12 protein-coding genes are annotated in these 12,404 nt (G+C 46.1%); 4 read left to right on the forward strand and 8 right to left on the reverse strand.

Features of this window, described 5'->3' with window-relative positions:
* Positions 1 to 383: 383 nt before the first annotated feature.
* The 4 genes from lysC to DAQ1742_RS06475 are packed head-to-tail and all read right to left on the reverse strand — an operon-like array spanning position 384 to position 1,791.
* Positions 384 to 680, reverse strand: coding sequence for an Rz1-like lysis system protein LysC (lysC, locus tag DAQ1742_RS20490; protein WP_232046598.1), 297 nt, complete (start codon positions 678 to 680; stop codon positions 384 to 386).
* On the reverse strand, positions 562 to 1,002 hold the full coding sequence (gene lysB, locus DAQ1742_RS06465) for an Rz-like lysis system protein LysB (protein ID WP_051124087.1): 441 nt from the start codon (positions 1,000 to 1,002) through the stop codon (positions 562 to 564). The genes lysC and lysB overlap by 119 nt, the downstream gene beginning before the upstream one ends.
* Positions 999 to 1,496 (reverse strand): glycoside hydrolase family 24 protein, encoded by a 498-nt coding sequence (locus DAQ1742_RS06470; RefSeq protein ID WP_035343043.1) that lies wholly within the window; start codon positions 1,494 to 1,496, stop codon positions 999 to 1,001. The genes lysB and DAQ1742_RS06470 overlap by 4 nt, the downstream gene beginning before the upstream one ends.
* Positions 1,480 to 1,791, reverse strand: a complete 312-nt coding sequence (locus DAQ1742_RS06475; protein ID WP_035343040.1) for a phage holin family protein — start codon at positions 1,789 to 1,791, stop codon at positions 1,480 to 1,482. The genes DAQ1742_RS06470 and DAQ1742_RS06475 overlap by 17 nt, the downstream gene beginning before the upstream one ends.
* Before the next feature lie 725 nt (positions 1,792 to 2,516).
* Here DAQ1742_RS06475 and DAQ1742_RS06480 point away from each other — a divergent pair.
* Positions 2,517 to 3,803: a right-handed parallel beta-helix repeat-containing protein gene (locus DAQ1742_RS06480; RefSeq protein ID WP_035343038.1), complete on the forward strand. Its 1,287-nt coding sequence runs from the start codon at positions 2,517 to 2,519 to the stop codon at positions 3,801 to 3,803.
* A 113-nt stretch (positions 3,804 to 3,916) separates the two neighbouring features.
* Here DAQ1742_RS06480 and DAQ1742_RS06485 read toward each other — a convergent pair whose 3' ends face one another.
* The 3 genes from DAQ1742_RS06485 to DAQ1742_RS06495 form a co-directional block, all read right to left on the reverse strand.
* On the reverse strand, positions 3,917 to 5,239 hold the full coding sequence (locus DAQ1742_RS06485) for a cellulase family glycosylhydrolase (protein ID WP_035343036.1): 1,323 nt from the start codon (positions 5,237 to 5,239) through the stop codon (positions 3,917 to 3,919).
* A gap of 517 nt (positions 5,240 to 5,756) precedes the next feature.
* Positions 5,757 to 6,134 (reverse strand): cytochrome b562, encoded by a 378-nt coding sequence (locus DAQ1742_RS06490; protein ID WP_035343035.1) that lies wholly within the window; start codon positions 6,132 to 6,134, stop codon positions 5,757 to 5,759.
* A gap of 248 nt (positions 6,135 to 6,382) precedes the next feature.
* Positions 6,383 to 7,831: an EmmdR/YeeO family multidrug/toxin efflux MATE transporter gene (locus DAQ1742_RS06495; protein WP_035343033.1), complete on the reverse strand. Its 1,449-nt coding sequence runs from the start codon at positions 7,829 to 7,831 to the stop codon at positions 6,383 to 6,385.
* Positions 7,832 to 8,197: 366 nt separating this feature from the next.
* Here DAQ1742_RS06495 and dsrB point away from each other — a divergent pair, with 366 nt between their 5' ends.
* Positions 8,198 to 8,398, forward strand: coding sequence for a protein DsrB (gene dsrB, locus DAQ1742_RS06500; protein ID WP_035343031.1), 201 nt, complete (start codon positions 8,198 to 8,200; stop codon positions 8,396 to 8,398).
* 40 nt (positions 8,399 to 8,438) lie between these two features.
* On the opposite strand, the gene DAQ1742_RS06505 is transcribed toward dsrB, so the two are convergent.
* A complete protein-coding gene (locus DAQ1742_RS06505) occupies positions 8,439 to 10,166 on the reverse strand; it encodes a methyl-accepting chemotaxis protein (protein ID WP_180706256.1) in 1,728 nt (575 codons plus the stop codon).
* A gap of 1,207 nt (positions 10,167 to 11,373) precedes the next feature.
* Between DAQ1742_RS06505 and flhD the strand changes: the two genes are divergently transcribed.
* Both flhD and flhC read left to right on the forward strand, forming a co-directional pair.
* A complete protein-coding gene (flhD, locus tag DAQ1742_RS06510) occupies positions 11,374 to 11,724 on the forward strand; it encodes a flagellar transcriptional regulator FlhD (RefSeq protein WP_035343027.1) in 351 nt (116 codons plus the stop codon).
* A 2-nt stretch (positions 11,725 to 11,726) separates the two neighbouring features.
* Positions 11,727 to 12,305, forward strand: coding sequence for a flagellar transcriptional regulator FlhC (gene flhC, locus DAQ1742_RS06515; RefSeq protein ID WP_035346177.1), 579 nt, complete (start codon positions 11,727 to 11,729; stop codon positions 12,303 to 12,305).
* Positions 12,306 to 12,404 lie beyond the last annotated feature (99 nt).

Consider the following 12,404-nt stretch of genomic DNA (forward strand, 5'->3'; position numbering starts at 1 on the left):
ATAAAGATGGTATCCCTCATCTTTATTGTTATTTCGAATAGCTCAAGGCGCAGCAGGTCTTTTAAAAAACGGGTGAGAGGATGTGTTATCTGAGGTTTTTAATTAATTGTTGTTTTGCTGAGTATAGGTTGAGGCTCGGTTATTTGTATAGAGGTATATTTTTAAATATGGCTTAGGCGCTAAAATAATTAATTGCAGATTACTTCTATTTCTTGAGAATATTATTTCTCCGGTTTTATTTTTTAACAGGTAATTTCGTATGATAAAAATTTATTCTGGTGGTTGTTATTTTTGTTACTGATCGGAATAAAGTCGCTGAATGAGATAATCCGTTGTGATACACCGTTGCCCGGAAAGACAACGGTGCATGATGGACATGGGTTTCAGGTGCGTGTTTTTCCTTGTGGTAGTGGTGAGGAGCCCGGTGTTGACGGCGTTGCCGTGATGATATGTGTGCCGGTAGCACCAGAGTCAATGCGGTTTTGACAGGCGATGATGATATCGACCTGTTCTGCACATATCGCCAGGGCCGCTTCGGTTTCATCCAGTTGGTTGCCGAGATCACCGTTGGTTTGCAGGTTGGACGCCGGAAAGCGGCAAGGGGTTATTCTCGGACATCCATTCACGGTAAGCGCGAGCGCCGGAGAAGGCGGGGCGCTGGTGCAACCGGATAATGTCATCAGGCAAAGCAGTATCAGCCCAGCGTTTAAGTGCATCATTTTCACGTTGTAGTCTCGCTATGTATTTTTGTCGTTCAGACAGCGCCGCCTGGGTGTCAGCGGTTATCTCTTGCAATCTCGCCTGTTCGAGATTGTTGCGCGCGGCCTGTTCGGCAAGCGTGGTTAACTGATGTGCACGCTCCTCCAGTGCCGTACCCTGTAGTTTTAGCGTTTGAGCCTGTTGTTCGTTGAGCTGCCGGGCATGGTACAGCCGCCAGGACTGTACCCCCGTGGCAATACTCAACAGCACCATCAAGGCAATGAAGAGCATGCCGCTTTTCATGACAGCCTCCCGCCTGCCTGTTGGTAAACGGCCAGCAGGCGTTCACTGCGATGCTCACGCTGGCCATAGCCAGCACCAGGCAAAGAGGCCCAGATATTGTTGCAACGGGCAATCGCATCCGAAATACGGCCCTGGATAATGTCATCGAGCGCGCGGCGCTCACGAATGAGCTGAATGGCCAGTAAGTCCTGCGATGCGGGGCTAAAGTCAGGCAAACGCAACAATTGTTTGTAGGTTGGCCAGTAACGATAGAGTTGCTGGTAACGGCCAGAGGCGGTTGAGCGCTGTCCCTGCTGATTGAACACTTTACCGGGCCGCCCACTGGCAAACGGGTGGTCATGGTAGTCGGTGAAAATTTCAGCTTTACCATCGATACCCGTCACAATCACGTCATAGCCATGATTGCGGGTGAGCGGGTGATTGGCGGTGCCTTCAGAGAAAGCCAGCATATCGAGAAAGGCACTCAGGTTTGAGCTCTCAGCGGGCATCATCATGTTGCTCCTGTTGACGTCGTTTCCCTAATTGCCGTATACGCCGCTGAATCAGCAGTTCAATGGTTTGATAACCGGCGATGCCTAATGCTGCGCCAATGCCGTTAATCGCCACCGGGGATAAGTCAGGGAATTGCACCAGGGCGATGCCGGCCATCATCGAGACAAAGCCACCCAGCATGACTCTGCCAATAAACAGGCGTAGCGTGACGGGCTCGCTGCTTGCGAGGACTTTGCCGACGGCAATCAGGGTGCCGATGATAAATAGCGATACAATGCTTTTGTCTGTTTCGTTCATGTTTGTGTCCAATGTTGAGATGTGAGGAAGAACAATGACTACGGGGATGACAGGTGTGTGTACAAACTGCCTTACGTTGTGCCCGTTATTAAATCAGCGATAGCCGCGATAATGGCAGCAATGACTGATGGGCTGGTTATCAGCAAACAGCGGAGATAATCAACGTTGGATGTGTGAAATTTGTAATGGGTTTGTTTTGTTTTCTTTTTTTGTGGTTTTTGGTTTTAAATCTGTCAAAACAGAATTTCAAGTGGCGAGGTATATTTTATCTATTATTTAATTTCGTCTGTTATGTGGATTGTAGTGAAAATGAACTGTTTATATCATCGCGTTCATCTGCTCACGGTTTTTATCTATGTGTTCATGTTTTTAACTGAGAAGAAATGTGAAAAATGAATGGAATCATTGGCTGTTTTTCTTAGTAAGGCATGAAGTGGCTAGTGCCGATTTAAAAGGCGGAGGTCGTTTTAAGAATATCACTTTCGTTAGTGTGAGCTATCTTCAAAATACGGTGGATTCTATATCGGTCTGCATTTTTATTGTTTTCAGTTGTAGTATGATTTATATCCCTCATCTCCTGAGGGAGAAGCAGCGCGTGTTACGAAACGACAATGGCGCAGTGAAATCGTGCGTTAGGTCATTTTTTTGACGTTGCATATGGCTGACCCGTGATGCTCGCTGCTGATGTGTAAAATGTGATGGATAAACAACAGTGTGAGGAAAGGATGAAATATTTAAACTATGTTGTAGGTACAGGATTGACCGCGTGTTTTTTGTTGAGCGCAGCGCCTGTTCTGGCGGCAGATTGTAGTTCCGATCTGACCAGCGGTGTAAGTACAAAACGTATTTACTATGTTGCGCCTAATGGCACCAGCAGTAATAACGGCAATAGTTTTAATGCCCCTATGAGTTTTTCAGCAGCAATGTCAGCCGTTAACCCAGGGGAGATGATTTTATTGAAACCCGGGACGTATAGCATCCCGTATACCCAGGGGAAAGGGAATACAATTACATTTAATAAATCGGGTAAAGATGGCTCACCAATTTATGTTGTAACAGCGAATTGTGGCCGGGCAGTATTTGATTTCTCATTCCCTGATAGCCAATGGGTGCAGGCTTCTTATGGCTTCTACGTTACAGGTGATTATTGGTATTTTAAAGGTGTTGAGATAACGCGTGCGGGGTATCAGGGTGCCTATGTTATCGGTAGCCATAATACCTTTGAAAACTCAGCTTTCCATCACAACCGAAATACCGGGCTTGAAATCAATAATGGTGGTTCATACAACACGATTATCAACTCAGATGCCTACCGTAATTATGATCCGAAAAAGAACGGCAGCATGGCCGATGGTTTTGGGCCAAAACAGAAGCAAGGCCCAGGCAATCGCTTTGTGGGCTGCCGTGCATATGAAAACTCGGATGATGGTTTTGACCTGTTTGATAGCCCTCAGAAAGTGATTATTGAAAACAGCTGGGCATTCCGCAATGGTGTGAATTACTGGAAGGATTCTGCGTTTGCAGGTAACGGTAACGGCTTTAAACTCGGTGGCTTGCAGGCAGTGGGTAATCACCGGATTAGCCGGTCGGTTGCCTTTGACAATATCAGTAAAGGTTTTGACCAAAATAACAATGCCGGTGGCGTCACTGTTATCAACAACACCTCATACAACAACGGCATAAATTACGGTTTTGGCAGCAACCTTGCTTCCGGGCAGCAGCATTACTTTCGTAATAATGTCTCCCTGGCGGGTAAAAGTGTTGACTCTGTGCTTAATGCTAATCAACAGAATAATACCTGGAATAATAAGGCATTATTAGCAAGCCAGTCTGATTTCGTCAGCCTGGATCTCTCTTTGGCTACGGTTGCTCGTAACTCAGATGGCACATTACCAGAAACAGGATTATTTCGTTTGAATGCTGGCTCTAAGTTGATTAATGCCGGTTCTAAAGAAGACGGTATTAGTTATTCAGGCAGTGCACCAGACCTGGGTGCGTTTGAGCGTAACTAATTGTTATCGTAAATAAGTCAGGGCTGCGGCGCAGCCCTGTTTTTTATCTCATGGCTCATTAATTCCGCGATAGCGAATTAATGACAAGTCAACATCCAGCCGGATACCTCTTATCAGTTACAGTTACCGACTAGCGACCATGATGCATCGCTACCCGGTGTTGATGAGGTATACCAGTTAGCTACATAGCGTTTGCCCTGATAAACAAGAGACTCACCCGCTTCATTGTGCGTGGGAGTACCACCTGACCAGTCTTTGCTGACCCAGTTCGGATAGATATTCACGTTCGTACAGCTTGCACTGTCCGTTGTGGTGGGTGTGTCAGTGACCGCGGTGGTCTGAGTAGTGGTGTCCTGCGTTGCGGTATCGGTGGTGGCTGCGCTATCCGTGGCTGCGGTATCTGCGGCAGTCTCTGATGCCGCTTCGTTTATGCTGGCGGAGGCACTGCTGGTTTTATAAGGCCAGTTCTGAATAATCGACTTCACTTTTTTACCCGAGTCGGTCAGGTTGGTGGAGCCGGGGTAGTAAGTTGACGCCCCCTCATTTTTATCATTCAATGCCCAGTTTGCATTGCTGATATTATTATCACGCATGAATGTTACCCAGGCATCGGTTTCGGTCTGGTTTACGCCGCCATTACCGTCTGAATTGACGGCCCCCCACTCGGTAACGAATAAGGCGATACCGTTATTTAATGCCTTTCTGGCTTTATTTCGTAATGACTCACCGTGTGTACCGGCATAAAAATGCAGCGTATAGGCAATGTTCTTGGCATTAATAGGGTTAAACGAGGCTTCATCCACATCTTGTGACCAGCTTGGTGTACCGACAATAATCAGGTTATCAGGGTCAATGGCCCGAATGGCTGATACCACGGCTTCGGCATACGGCTTAATGGTGTTATTCCATGAAACTTGCAATGGTTCATTATAAATTTCGTAAATAACATTCGGCTTATTACCATATTTACGCGCCATATCCTGAAAGAAACTGATCGCCTCACTGCGATTGTTTTCAGCCGTATGTGAGTGCCAGTCAATAATCACATACATATTGTTGGCGATCGCGGCATTGACCACTTTTTCCACTTTAGCCTTGTTGCCTGCCGGGTCTTGAAGATAACCGCCACTTTCCTGTACCCCCATTGCCGCACGCACAATACTGGATCCCCAATTCTTTTTCAGCGATGCAACCGTATCCGCTGTATAGAATTTTTCCCCACCCCAGCCATTGTTACTCCAAAACAGGCTATTACCGGAAAAACTTTTTGCCGTGCTGCCCGCATAAATTTTGTTTCCGCTAACGGATAACGGTTCAACACTTGCCCAGCTATTTGCTGAAAGGCAGCCAATGCTGACACCTAAATAAACACAAGACAGCAATGCTTTTCTAAAAAAAGTGCTATTGCTATTCAATTTCTTATTCAAAAGAGGCATAAATGAATCTCCATTTCATATGATGAGTGTTGAGATCTTACTTTTAATGGTGTGTCTAAGGTTTCTATCGCCAGTTTTTATTTGCATGCTATAAATTGCAACGTCAATACACGATGAAACGTATAGGTTATAGTGTATTTTCTCTGGTAGATCCAGATGCTTTTTTCATGTCTCCCTTCTCTTTCCTCTTCTGACTATATGGTGTGATTATTTAAAAAAGGTCTTTTCGGTAATTCGTGTTTCCAAATAAATATCATAACAATGTTGGTTTTATATTGAATTTAAGTTAAATGATTCAGGAGTATAAAATAAATGACGGCCGGGTGGTGCAGGGGGATACCAGCGTGGTTATAGAAAACGCAGAGCGGAAGAGAAAAACGTTTAAGGCACGATGGCTTTTCAACGCTCTCAGATAAGCCTTCGATTATATTACCAATTATCAAAAATAATGACGGAATAAAAACAGCAGTGACACGCGTATCACTGCTGCGATAAAACCGGGGGCTGGAATCAATAATTACACACCCAGTTTTTTATGGTATTCCGCGCGCGTTTTTTTCAGCTCATCGGTTGCGGCTTTGGCTTCTGGCAGCTTACCTGCATCAACCAGAGCAATGGCGGCATCGATCTGTTTGATGAGCTTGTCCAGCCCTTCGTTAAAAACCTTGCTATCAGGGCTTTTGTTCGCTTCAGGGTCTGCTTTGGCTTTTACGGCATGGGCTTTCAGATTCAGCAACTCGGTTTTCAATGCAGTTGCATCATTGGCACCAGCGGCACCTTTATAGCTTTTTGCCATTGCACCCATTTCATCTTTCACGGCTGCCTGAGCAGATAAAGGCAGTGCCAGTGTGGATGCTGCAAGTGCCAGACCAATAGCCATAATTGTTTTTTTCATTGCTCACTCCTGTTAGTTAGCCTGATGGCGGGTGTATATCCATTATTATTTCCGGCAGTATTCATGAGCGTCTATCTGCGGTCAAATAGATTTTAGCGTACATGAGAATGAGAATTTTTAAATAAGAATGCGGCAATAAATATTGCCTAATCAAATAATTAAGCAAGGTGATGAATATGGCATCTCACCGATGCCCGTAACTGTGCGCGATGTATGTTTAATGTCAACCAGGCAGCGAAGTTATGTGATTATTGGGTGTTTTTCCCATGATTGGTTTTTCCGCTGGTATAGCGCCATAACCACTTACCGCTAATCATTCGGCGATAAAACAGCACGCCCCGGACTATCCAGTCAAAGAACATGCCCATCCAGACGCCAGTCACGCCAAACCCAAGCATGATACCCAGAATATAGCCCACGATAACCCGGCATCCCCACATACCGGCTAACGCCACCCACATAGTGTAGCTGGCATCTTTCGCGCCTTTCAGACCCGCCGGTAGTACCCATGAGGCTGCCCATATCGGCATGAATAGCGCATTTAACCAGATGAGATGCTGTACGACGACGATAACGTCTGCTTCATGCGTATACAGCGAGGCCATCCAACCGGCTGATGGCATTGAGAGTAGTGCCAGGGCACATAATCCAATATTGGAAAGCCAGAATATGTATTTCAATAGTCTTTCCGGCTGCATTAACTGGCCTTTTCCAAGGCGAGACCCAACGATGATGGTTGCCGTGGAACCCAGTGCGTTACCTGGCAGATTGATTAATGCCACAATTGAAAATGCAATAAAGTTACCGGCGATGACTTCGGTTCCCATCCCTGCGACAAATCGCTGAGTAATCAGTTTTCCAATATTAAACATGACTGATTCAACGCTGGCAGGAATACCAATGCTCAACACTTCATACAGAATAGCGGTGGTAAACGGGTGGAAATAGCTGCGAAAAGGGATGAGGAGCGCACCGTTGAAGCCTTTCATTAACGTGAACACGACACAGGCTGCACCGATGTAACGCGAAAGAGTGATCCCAAGACCTGCTCCGATAAAACCGAAGCCCTGCCAGTTTGCCACGCCGTAAATCAGCACGCCGCTCAACAGAATATTGAGAATATTCATGCCAATATTGATGATCATTGGCAACCGGGTGTTACCGGCTCCACGCAATGCCCCGCATCCCACCAGTGTGATCGCCAGTGCGGGATATCCCCACACTGTCAGGCGTAAAAAGGTGAGTGCCAGTGACTTCACGGTGGGATCCGCGCGGTAAGCAATGATGTCAATGATGCTTTGACCCGCAAATTCGACCAGTCCGACAAGCAAAAAAGAGGCCAGTACCAATAGCGATATGGATTGCCGGGCCGCCTGTCTCGCCTGTTTACGGTTGCGCTGGCCAAGACTAAACGCGACCACAACCGCGGTGCCAAGTGCCACCGCGGTAAAAAACGCAATAATCAGCATATTAAAGCTATCAGCCAGACCGACTGCCGCCATCGACTCTTTTCCGAGCCAACTGACCAGAAGGGTACTAAAAATCCCCATCAGGACGACACACAGGCCCTCAATAAAAATAGGAACCGCCAGGGGGATAATTTCACGCCACAATAGCACTCTATTAGAGGCACGTTGTTGGCTTAAGGCGGCTTTTCGCAACGTACACAGCAGTTGCCTGGCTGTATTCAAAATCATGTTATCTGCTTCTTGTTTTCGGTGAAGGGGAATAATGACGCTGTGATTGCGTTATGCTCCCATCACGGCATTGAATGCTTACCAAATTATTCACTCAGGTGATTATAAAAGACCTGTCAGGCAAGGCGGTGACGTGATATCAGAAAAACCACAATTCAGGTGAAACGATGTTTTAAAAACCTGTTGCGATATTTTGCTCTGTCATTGGCGCTATTTTTTTATGATATACCTGCTGTGTGAGCATTAACGTGTGCTGCATCCGTGTTTTTATGTACATACAGTGTCGAGTTGCGTTACTTGAGTGGGTAAAAGCGTGACTCAGCCAGCCGTATCACAGAGATAAAGAGAGAAATCGGGAGGAATCCATTGAACGTAGGCGATGCAGTAACGGTAAAAACCGATGGTGAGGTGCGAAGGGCTGGGCGGATTTTGGCTGTAGAACCTTTTCAGGAAGGGGTGATGTATCTGGTGGCGCTAAAGGATTATCCGGACGGGATCTGGTTTTTCAATGAACTCGGTAGCAGCGAGGGGATTTTTGTTGAACCCGTTTTAGCTGCTGACTCCTGATAAGGCTGATGCAGCCTGGCACGCTGCATCAGCCCTTGTGTCAGAAGGTTTCCCAGTTATCACGGCCGGTTTTCGCTTTAGGTCTGCCAAGCGCGGGAGCCGATAACGTCGTTTTGGATAACGAACCTCTGGGGGATGAGGCGAGTGCCTGATATGCACCACCATCCGTCGCCAGCTTGAATGCAGAAACGGCCTGTGTCAGAACCCTGGCCTGATCTTCCAGAGACGCCGCCGCCGCCGTTGCCTGCTGAACCAGCGAGGCGTTTTGTTGTGTCACACTGTCCATTTCAGCGATTGCCTGACCGACCTGAGTAATGCCGCGGCTCTGTTCATCCGATGCTGAAGCAATTTCGTTCATGATATCGGTGACGCTGGTGACAGCCTGAACGATGTCATGCATGGTCTGACCTGCATTATCTACCAGCGCAGAGCCGCTGTTGACCAGTGATACTGATTCAGAAATCAAGCCTTCAATCTCTTTTGCTGCCTGAGCACTGCGCTGGGCAAGGCTACGGACTTCTCCGGCAACCACGGCAAACCCTCGGCCTTGTTCCCCGGCGCGTGCGGCTTCGACCGCCGCGTTCAACGCCAGAATATTCGTCTGGAAAGCGATGCTGTTAATGACGTTCGTTATCTCGGAAATTTTCCGCGAACTGCCGGAAATGCTGTTCATGGTATTAACCACATTCTCGCACAATTTCCCCCCTTGCTTCGCTTTGCCTGACGCATTGGAAGCGAGCTGGCTGGCGTGATGCGCATTATCCGAGTTCTGTTTCACTGTGGCGGTTAACTGCTCCATGCTGGCTGCGGTCTGTTCAATTGCCGCGGCCTGTTGCTCTGTACGTGATGACAGATCGCTGTTACCCGCAGTGATTTCGGTCGTCCCTTGATAAATAGAATCGGCGCTGTCACGAACAGTGGATACCGTATGTACCAGCGATGCCTGCATTTGCTGGATATTCTGCCCCAAAATGCCGATTTCATTTTTACCGTAAGCTTCGTCAGGCTGGGTCAAATCACCTTGCGCAATACGCTGAATGCGTTGAACCAGATGGTTCATCGGTTTAATGAGCGCACCTCGCAAGAACAGGAATGTCAGCAAGGTCATAAAGATAGCAATGATGAAACTGACCGTCATCAGGGTGTATCCCAGCATAGCCTGACGCTGGGCATCATTATTGAGGCCTTTGGCGCGCTCGGTACGAAACGCTATCGCTTTTAGCAGCGGTTTATTATAAGCCTCATCAAGTACCCGTACTTCTTCGGACTCATGGGTCAGTATTTCTTCGAAATAACCATCTTTGGCAGCCTTGAGCATTGGCATAATGCCTTTCTCAACATACTCGCTGTAAGCTTTGTTAAGTTCGGGTTCCAGCGCTATATCCGTGTCAGTTTTGACCGAGCGGTTTTCATAGATATTAAACGCCTCCTTCGACATGGCAATGCGCTGCTCTGCCTGTTTCAGGTTACTGTTGAACACATCGGTATCACCCACGCGAACCGCTGCGCCGGCCTGAATTATTAATAAACGAGCCGTTCTGAGGTGGTTGGAACTGTTTGACAAACCAAGACGAATATCGATTTCTTGTGTGACGTAGTCCAGGCTTTGGTTTGAACGCACCAGGAAATAGCTGGCTGTACCAATAGCCAGGGCAAACAAGAGCATGATACCGCCCAGAATGATGACAAATAGTGGCACCAGGCCAAGATTACCCAGTATGCCGGTTTTACCCTGTTGTTCAGATTTTGACATCATTTTCATATCCATTCGCTCATTTTCAGGATGAAGTACATGTACATAAACCGTACTACGTGCAGGTGTAGTTTGGATGCGCTGATTTATGGAAACCACTACTGTGCAAATCGCATGTAATACCACGATACTCTAACATCGTCATATAATGTGAAACATTCATGAATTTCAATGCGATTTTGATCACGAATCTGGCGGTGACTGCATATCTTCACGGGCTTTTTTTACCTCAATAATGTGACTTTCGATCGGTATTTTTAGTCATTGCTTTTATACCGGATGCAAGGTGAATAACGTATGCTGCTATCAGGGAAAACTTTCTGCTGATATTTGACCTTCTCTGCTTTAAAACAGAATTTTATTTTTCAGTTTTTTTTGATGGCGGAGTTTATTTTTCAGCGTTTCAAGCCAGGTAATGATGCGGAAAGTGAGCATCCAGCAATCGGTGAACATGATGTATTTCCAAAACCTATGGCGGATAACGCTATTTAGAGAACGAGAGCGTTTCTGAGGCGGGCCTGATGTGTTACTCAGCAAAGAAAACAATACTGATTACACTGTGCCATGCAGCGGTTGGCGCTAAAACAGTCTTCTTACTTATCGTCTAACGGTTATCTGTTCTTTTATAAGAGGAATCTGTAGAACTAGGTATTCATGAAATAGTTACCTATGTAATAAAATTAGAAATCTTAATGTGAAACAACGTGGTGGCACGGTATGATGTGTTGATGGCTTTTTTTCTTTATATTTAATATCAAATAGTTAAGTTTATTTTTGATAGAGGCTTTCTCTTGGGTTAAGTTTTTTGCTCCGATACGGATTGTTTTGTGTTCAGAAAAACTTCACTGCTAAGCAAAAAACAGTGAAATATTGTGATTTGCTACTTTCATTTTCGTGATGCAGATCACATAATTATCAAAATACTAAGGTGCCTGCGTTGTATGATTTAGGGCGAAGGCGGTAGAGTGACGGGGGATTAGGATTAATCCTACCGTTCTGTATGGGCATAATACAGAGAAAGAACGGGTTTAGATTTATGAAGAGACGGAGCCTCAAGTGCATCAGTGTGGATGCTGTATTTTTCGTCATATTAGAAGATTATAAGGTAGTAGAATTATCTGGCACCGATAGTTTTCATGCCACCTATGGAGAGTGATTGTTTAGCGGGTGAGTGTTTTGTCACCTAACTTATGTTTGAAACATAGCCTGTCGGGATGGGAATATGGGTACCTCTGAATTGCTAAAACACATTTATGACATAAATTTGTCTTATTTGTTACTGGCTCAGCGATTAATTAATGACGAAAAAGCATCGGCGATGTTCCGCCTTGGTATCAACGAAGAAATGGCCGAAGCATTGATGCAACTGACTCTGCCTCAGATGGTAAAACTTGCTGAAACTAATCAGCTGATCTGTCATTTTCGCTTCAGTGATCACAATACTATCAAGTTATTAACGCAGGAATCTCGTGTTGATGATCTGCAACAGATCCACACCGGTATTCTGCTGTCGAGTCATTTATTACAAGAGCTGTCTTCAAAAGAAGAGAGCCTGCCTAAGAAAAGGGCATAATGATGGCAGAGAAAAGTATTGTTCAGGAAGCTAAAGACATCCAACTGGCGATGGAGTTGATATCGCTGGGTGCGCGTCTGCAAATGCTGGAAAGTGAGACACAGTTAAGTCGTGGCCGCTTAATCAAGTTATACAAAGAGTTACGTGGTAGCCCGCCGCCAAAGGGGATGCTGCCGTTTTCAACAGACTGGTTCATGACATGGGAACAGAACATCCATTCCTCCATGTTCTATAATGCCTATATTTTTCTGCTCAAGAATAGTCACTGTAGTGGTGTTGAAGCTGTTATTAAAGCTTATCGGCTTTATCTCGAACAATGCGCCCCTCAAAGCGAGGCTCCTCTGCTGGCATTAACCCGTGCCTGGACGCTGGTGCGCTTTGTGGACAGTGGCATGCTGCAACTGTCTTCTTGCAATTGCTGCAAGGGGATGTTTATTACCCACGCGCATCAGCCTAAAAATAGTTTTGTTTGTAGTTTATGCCAGCCACCTTCCAGAGCTGTAAAAAGACGTAAACTTTCGCCGAGTGTTGCCGATATGATACCTCAACTGCTGGACGAACAGGTTAAGCATGCAGTCTGAGCCTGATGGCGATTTTGTGGTTCTGTCATCGTGCGTCAATTGCCCGATGGCAGTATTCCCTCCAAATAAGTCGTTGGTAAGACCGCATTTGTAACTCTC

This window comes from Dickeya aquatica (genome assembly GCF_900095885.1).
GTDB classification, from domain to species: Bacteria; Pseudomonadota; Gammaproteobacteria; order Enterobacterales; family Enterobacteriaceae; genus Dickeya; species Dickeya aquatica.

What these genes read in the sequence shown, in the direction of transcription:
- lysC (WP_232046598.1), bottom strand. Translation starts at nt 680, where the DNA reads ATGACATTATCCGGTTGCACCAGCGCCCCGCCTTCTCCGGCGCTCGCG.
- lysB (WP_051124087.1), bottom strand. Translation starts at nt 1,002, where the DNA reads ATGAAAAGCGGCATGCTCTTCATTGCCTTGATGGTGCTGTTGAGTATT.
- DAQ1742_RS06470 (WP_035343043.1), bottom strand. Translation starts at nt 1,496, where the DNA reads ATGATGATGCCCGCTGAGAGCTCAAACCTGAGTGCCTTTCTCGATATG.
- DAQ1742_RS06475 (WP_035343040.1), bottom strand. Translation starts at nt 1,791, where the DNA reads ATGAACGAAACAGACAAAAGCATTGTATCGCTATTTATCATCGGCACC.
- DAQ1742_RS06480 (WP_035343038.1), top strand. Translation starts at nt 2,517, where the DNA reads ATGAAATATTTAAACTATGTTGTAGGTACAGGATTGACCGCGTGTTTT.
- DAQ1742_RS06485 (WP_035343036.1), bottom strand. Translation starts at nt 5,239, where the DNA reads ATGCCTCTTTTGAATAAGAAATTGAATAGCAATAGCACTTTTTTTAGA.
- DAQ1742_RS06490 (WP_035343035.1), bottom strand. Translation starts at nt 6,134, where the DNA reads ATGAAAAAAACAATTATGGCTATTGGTCTGGCACTTGCAGCATCCACA.
- DAQ1742_RS06495 (WP_035343033.1), bottom strand. Translation starts at nt 7,831, where the DNA reads ATGATTTTGAATACAGCCAGGCAACTGCTGTGTACGTTGCGAAAAGCC.
- DAQ1742_RS06505 (WP_180706256.1), bottom strand. Translation starts at nt 10,166, where the DNA reads ATGGATATGAAAATGATGTCAAAATCTGAACAACAGGGTAAAACCGGC.
- flhD (WP_035343027.1), top strand. Translation starts at nt 11,374, where the DNA reads ATGGGTACCTCTGAATTGCTAAAACACATTTATGACATAAATTTGTCT.
- flhC (WP_035346177.1), top strand. Translation starts at nt 11,727, where the DNA reads ATGGCAGAGAAAAGTATTGTTCAGGAAGCTAAAGACATCCAACTGGCG.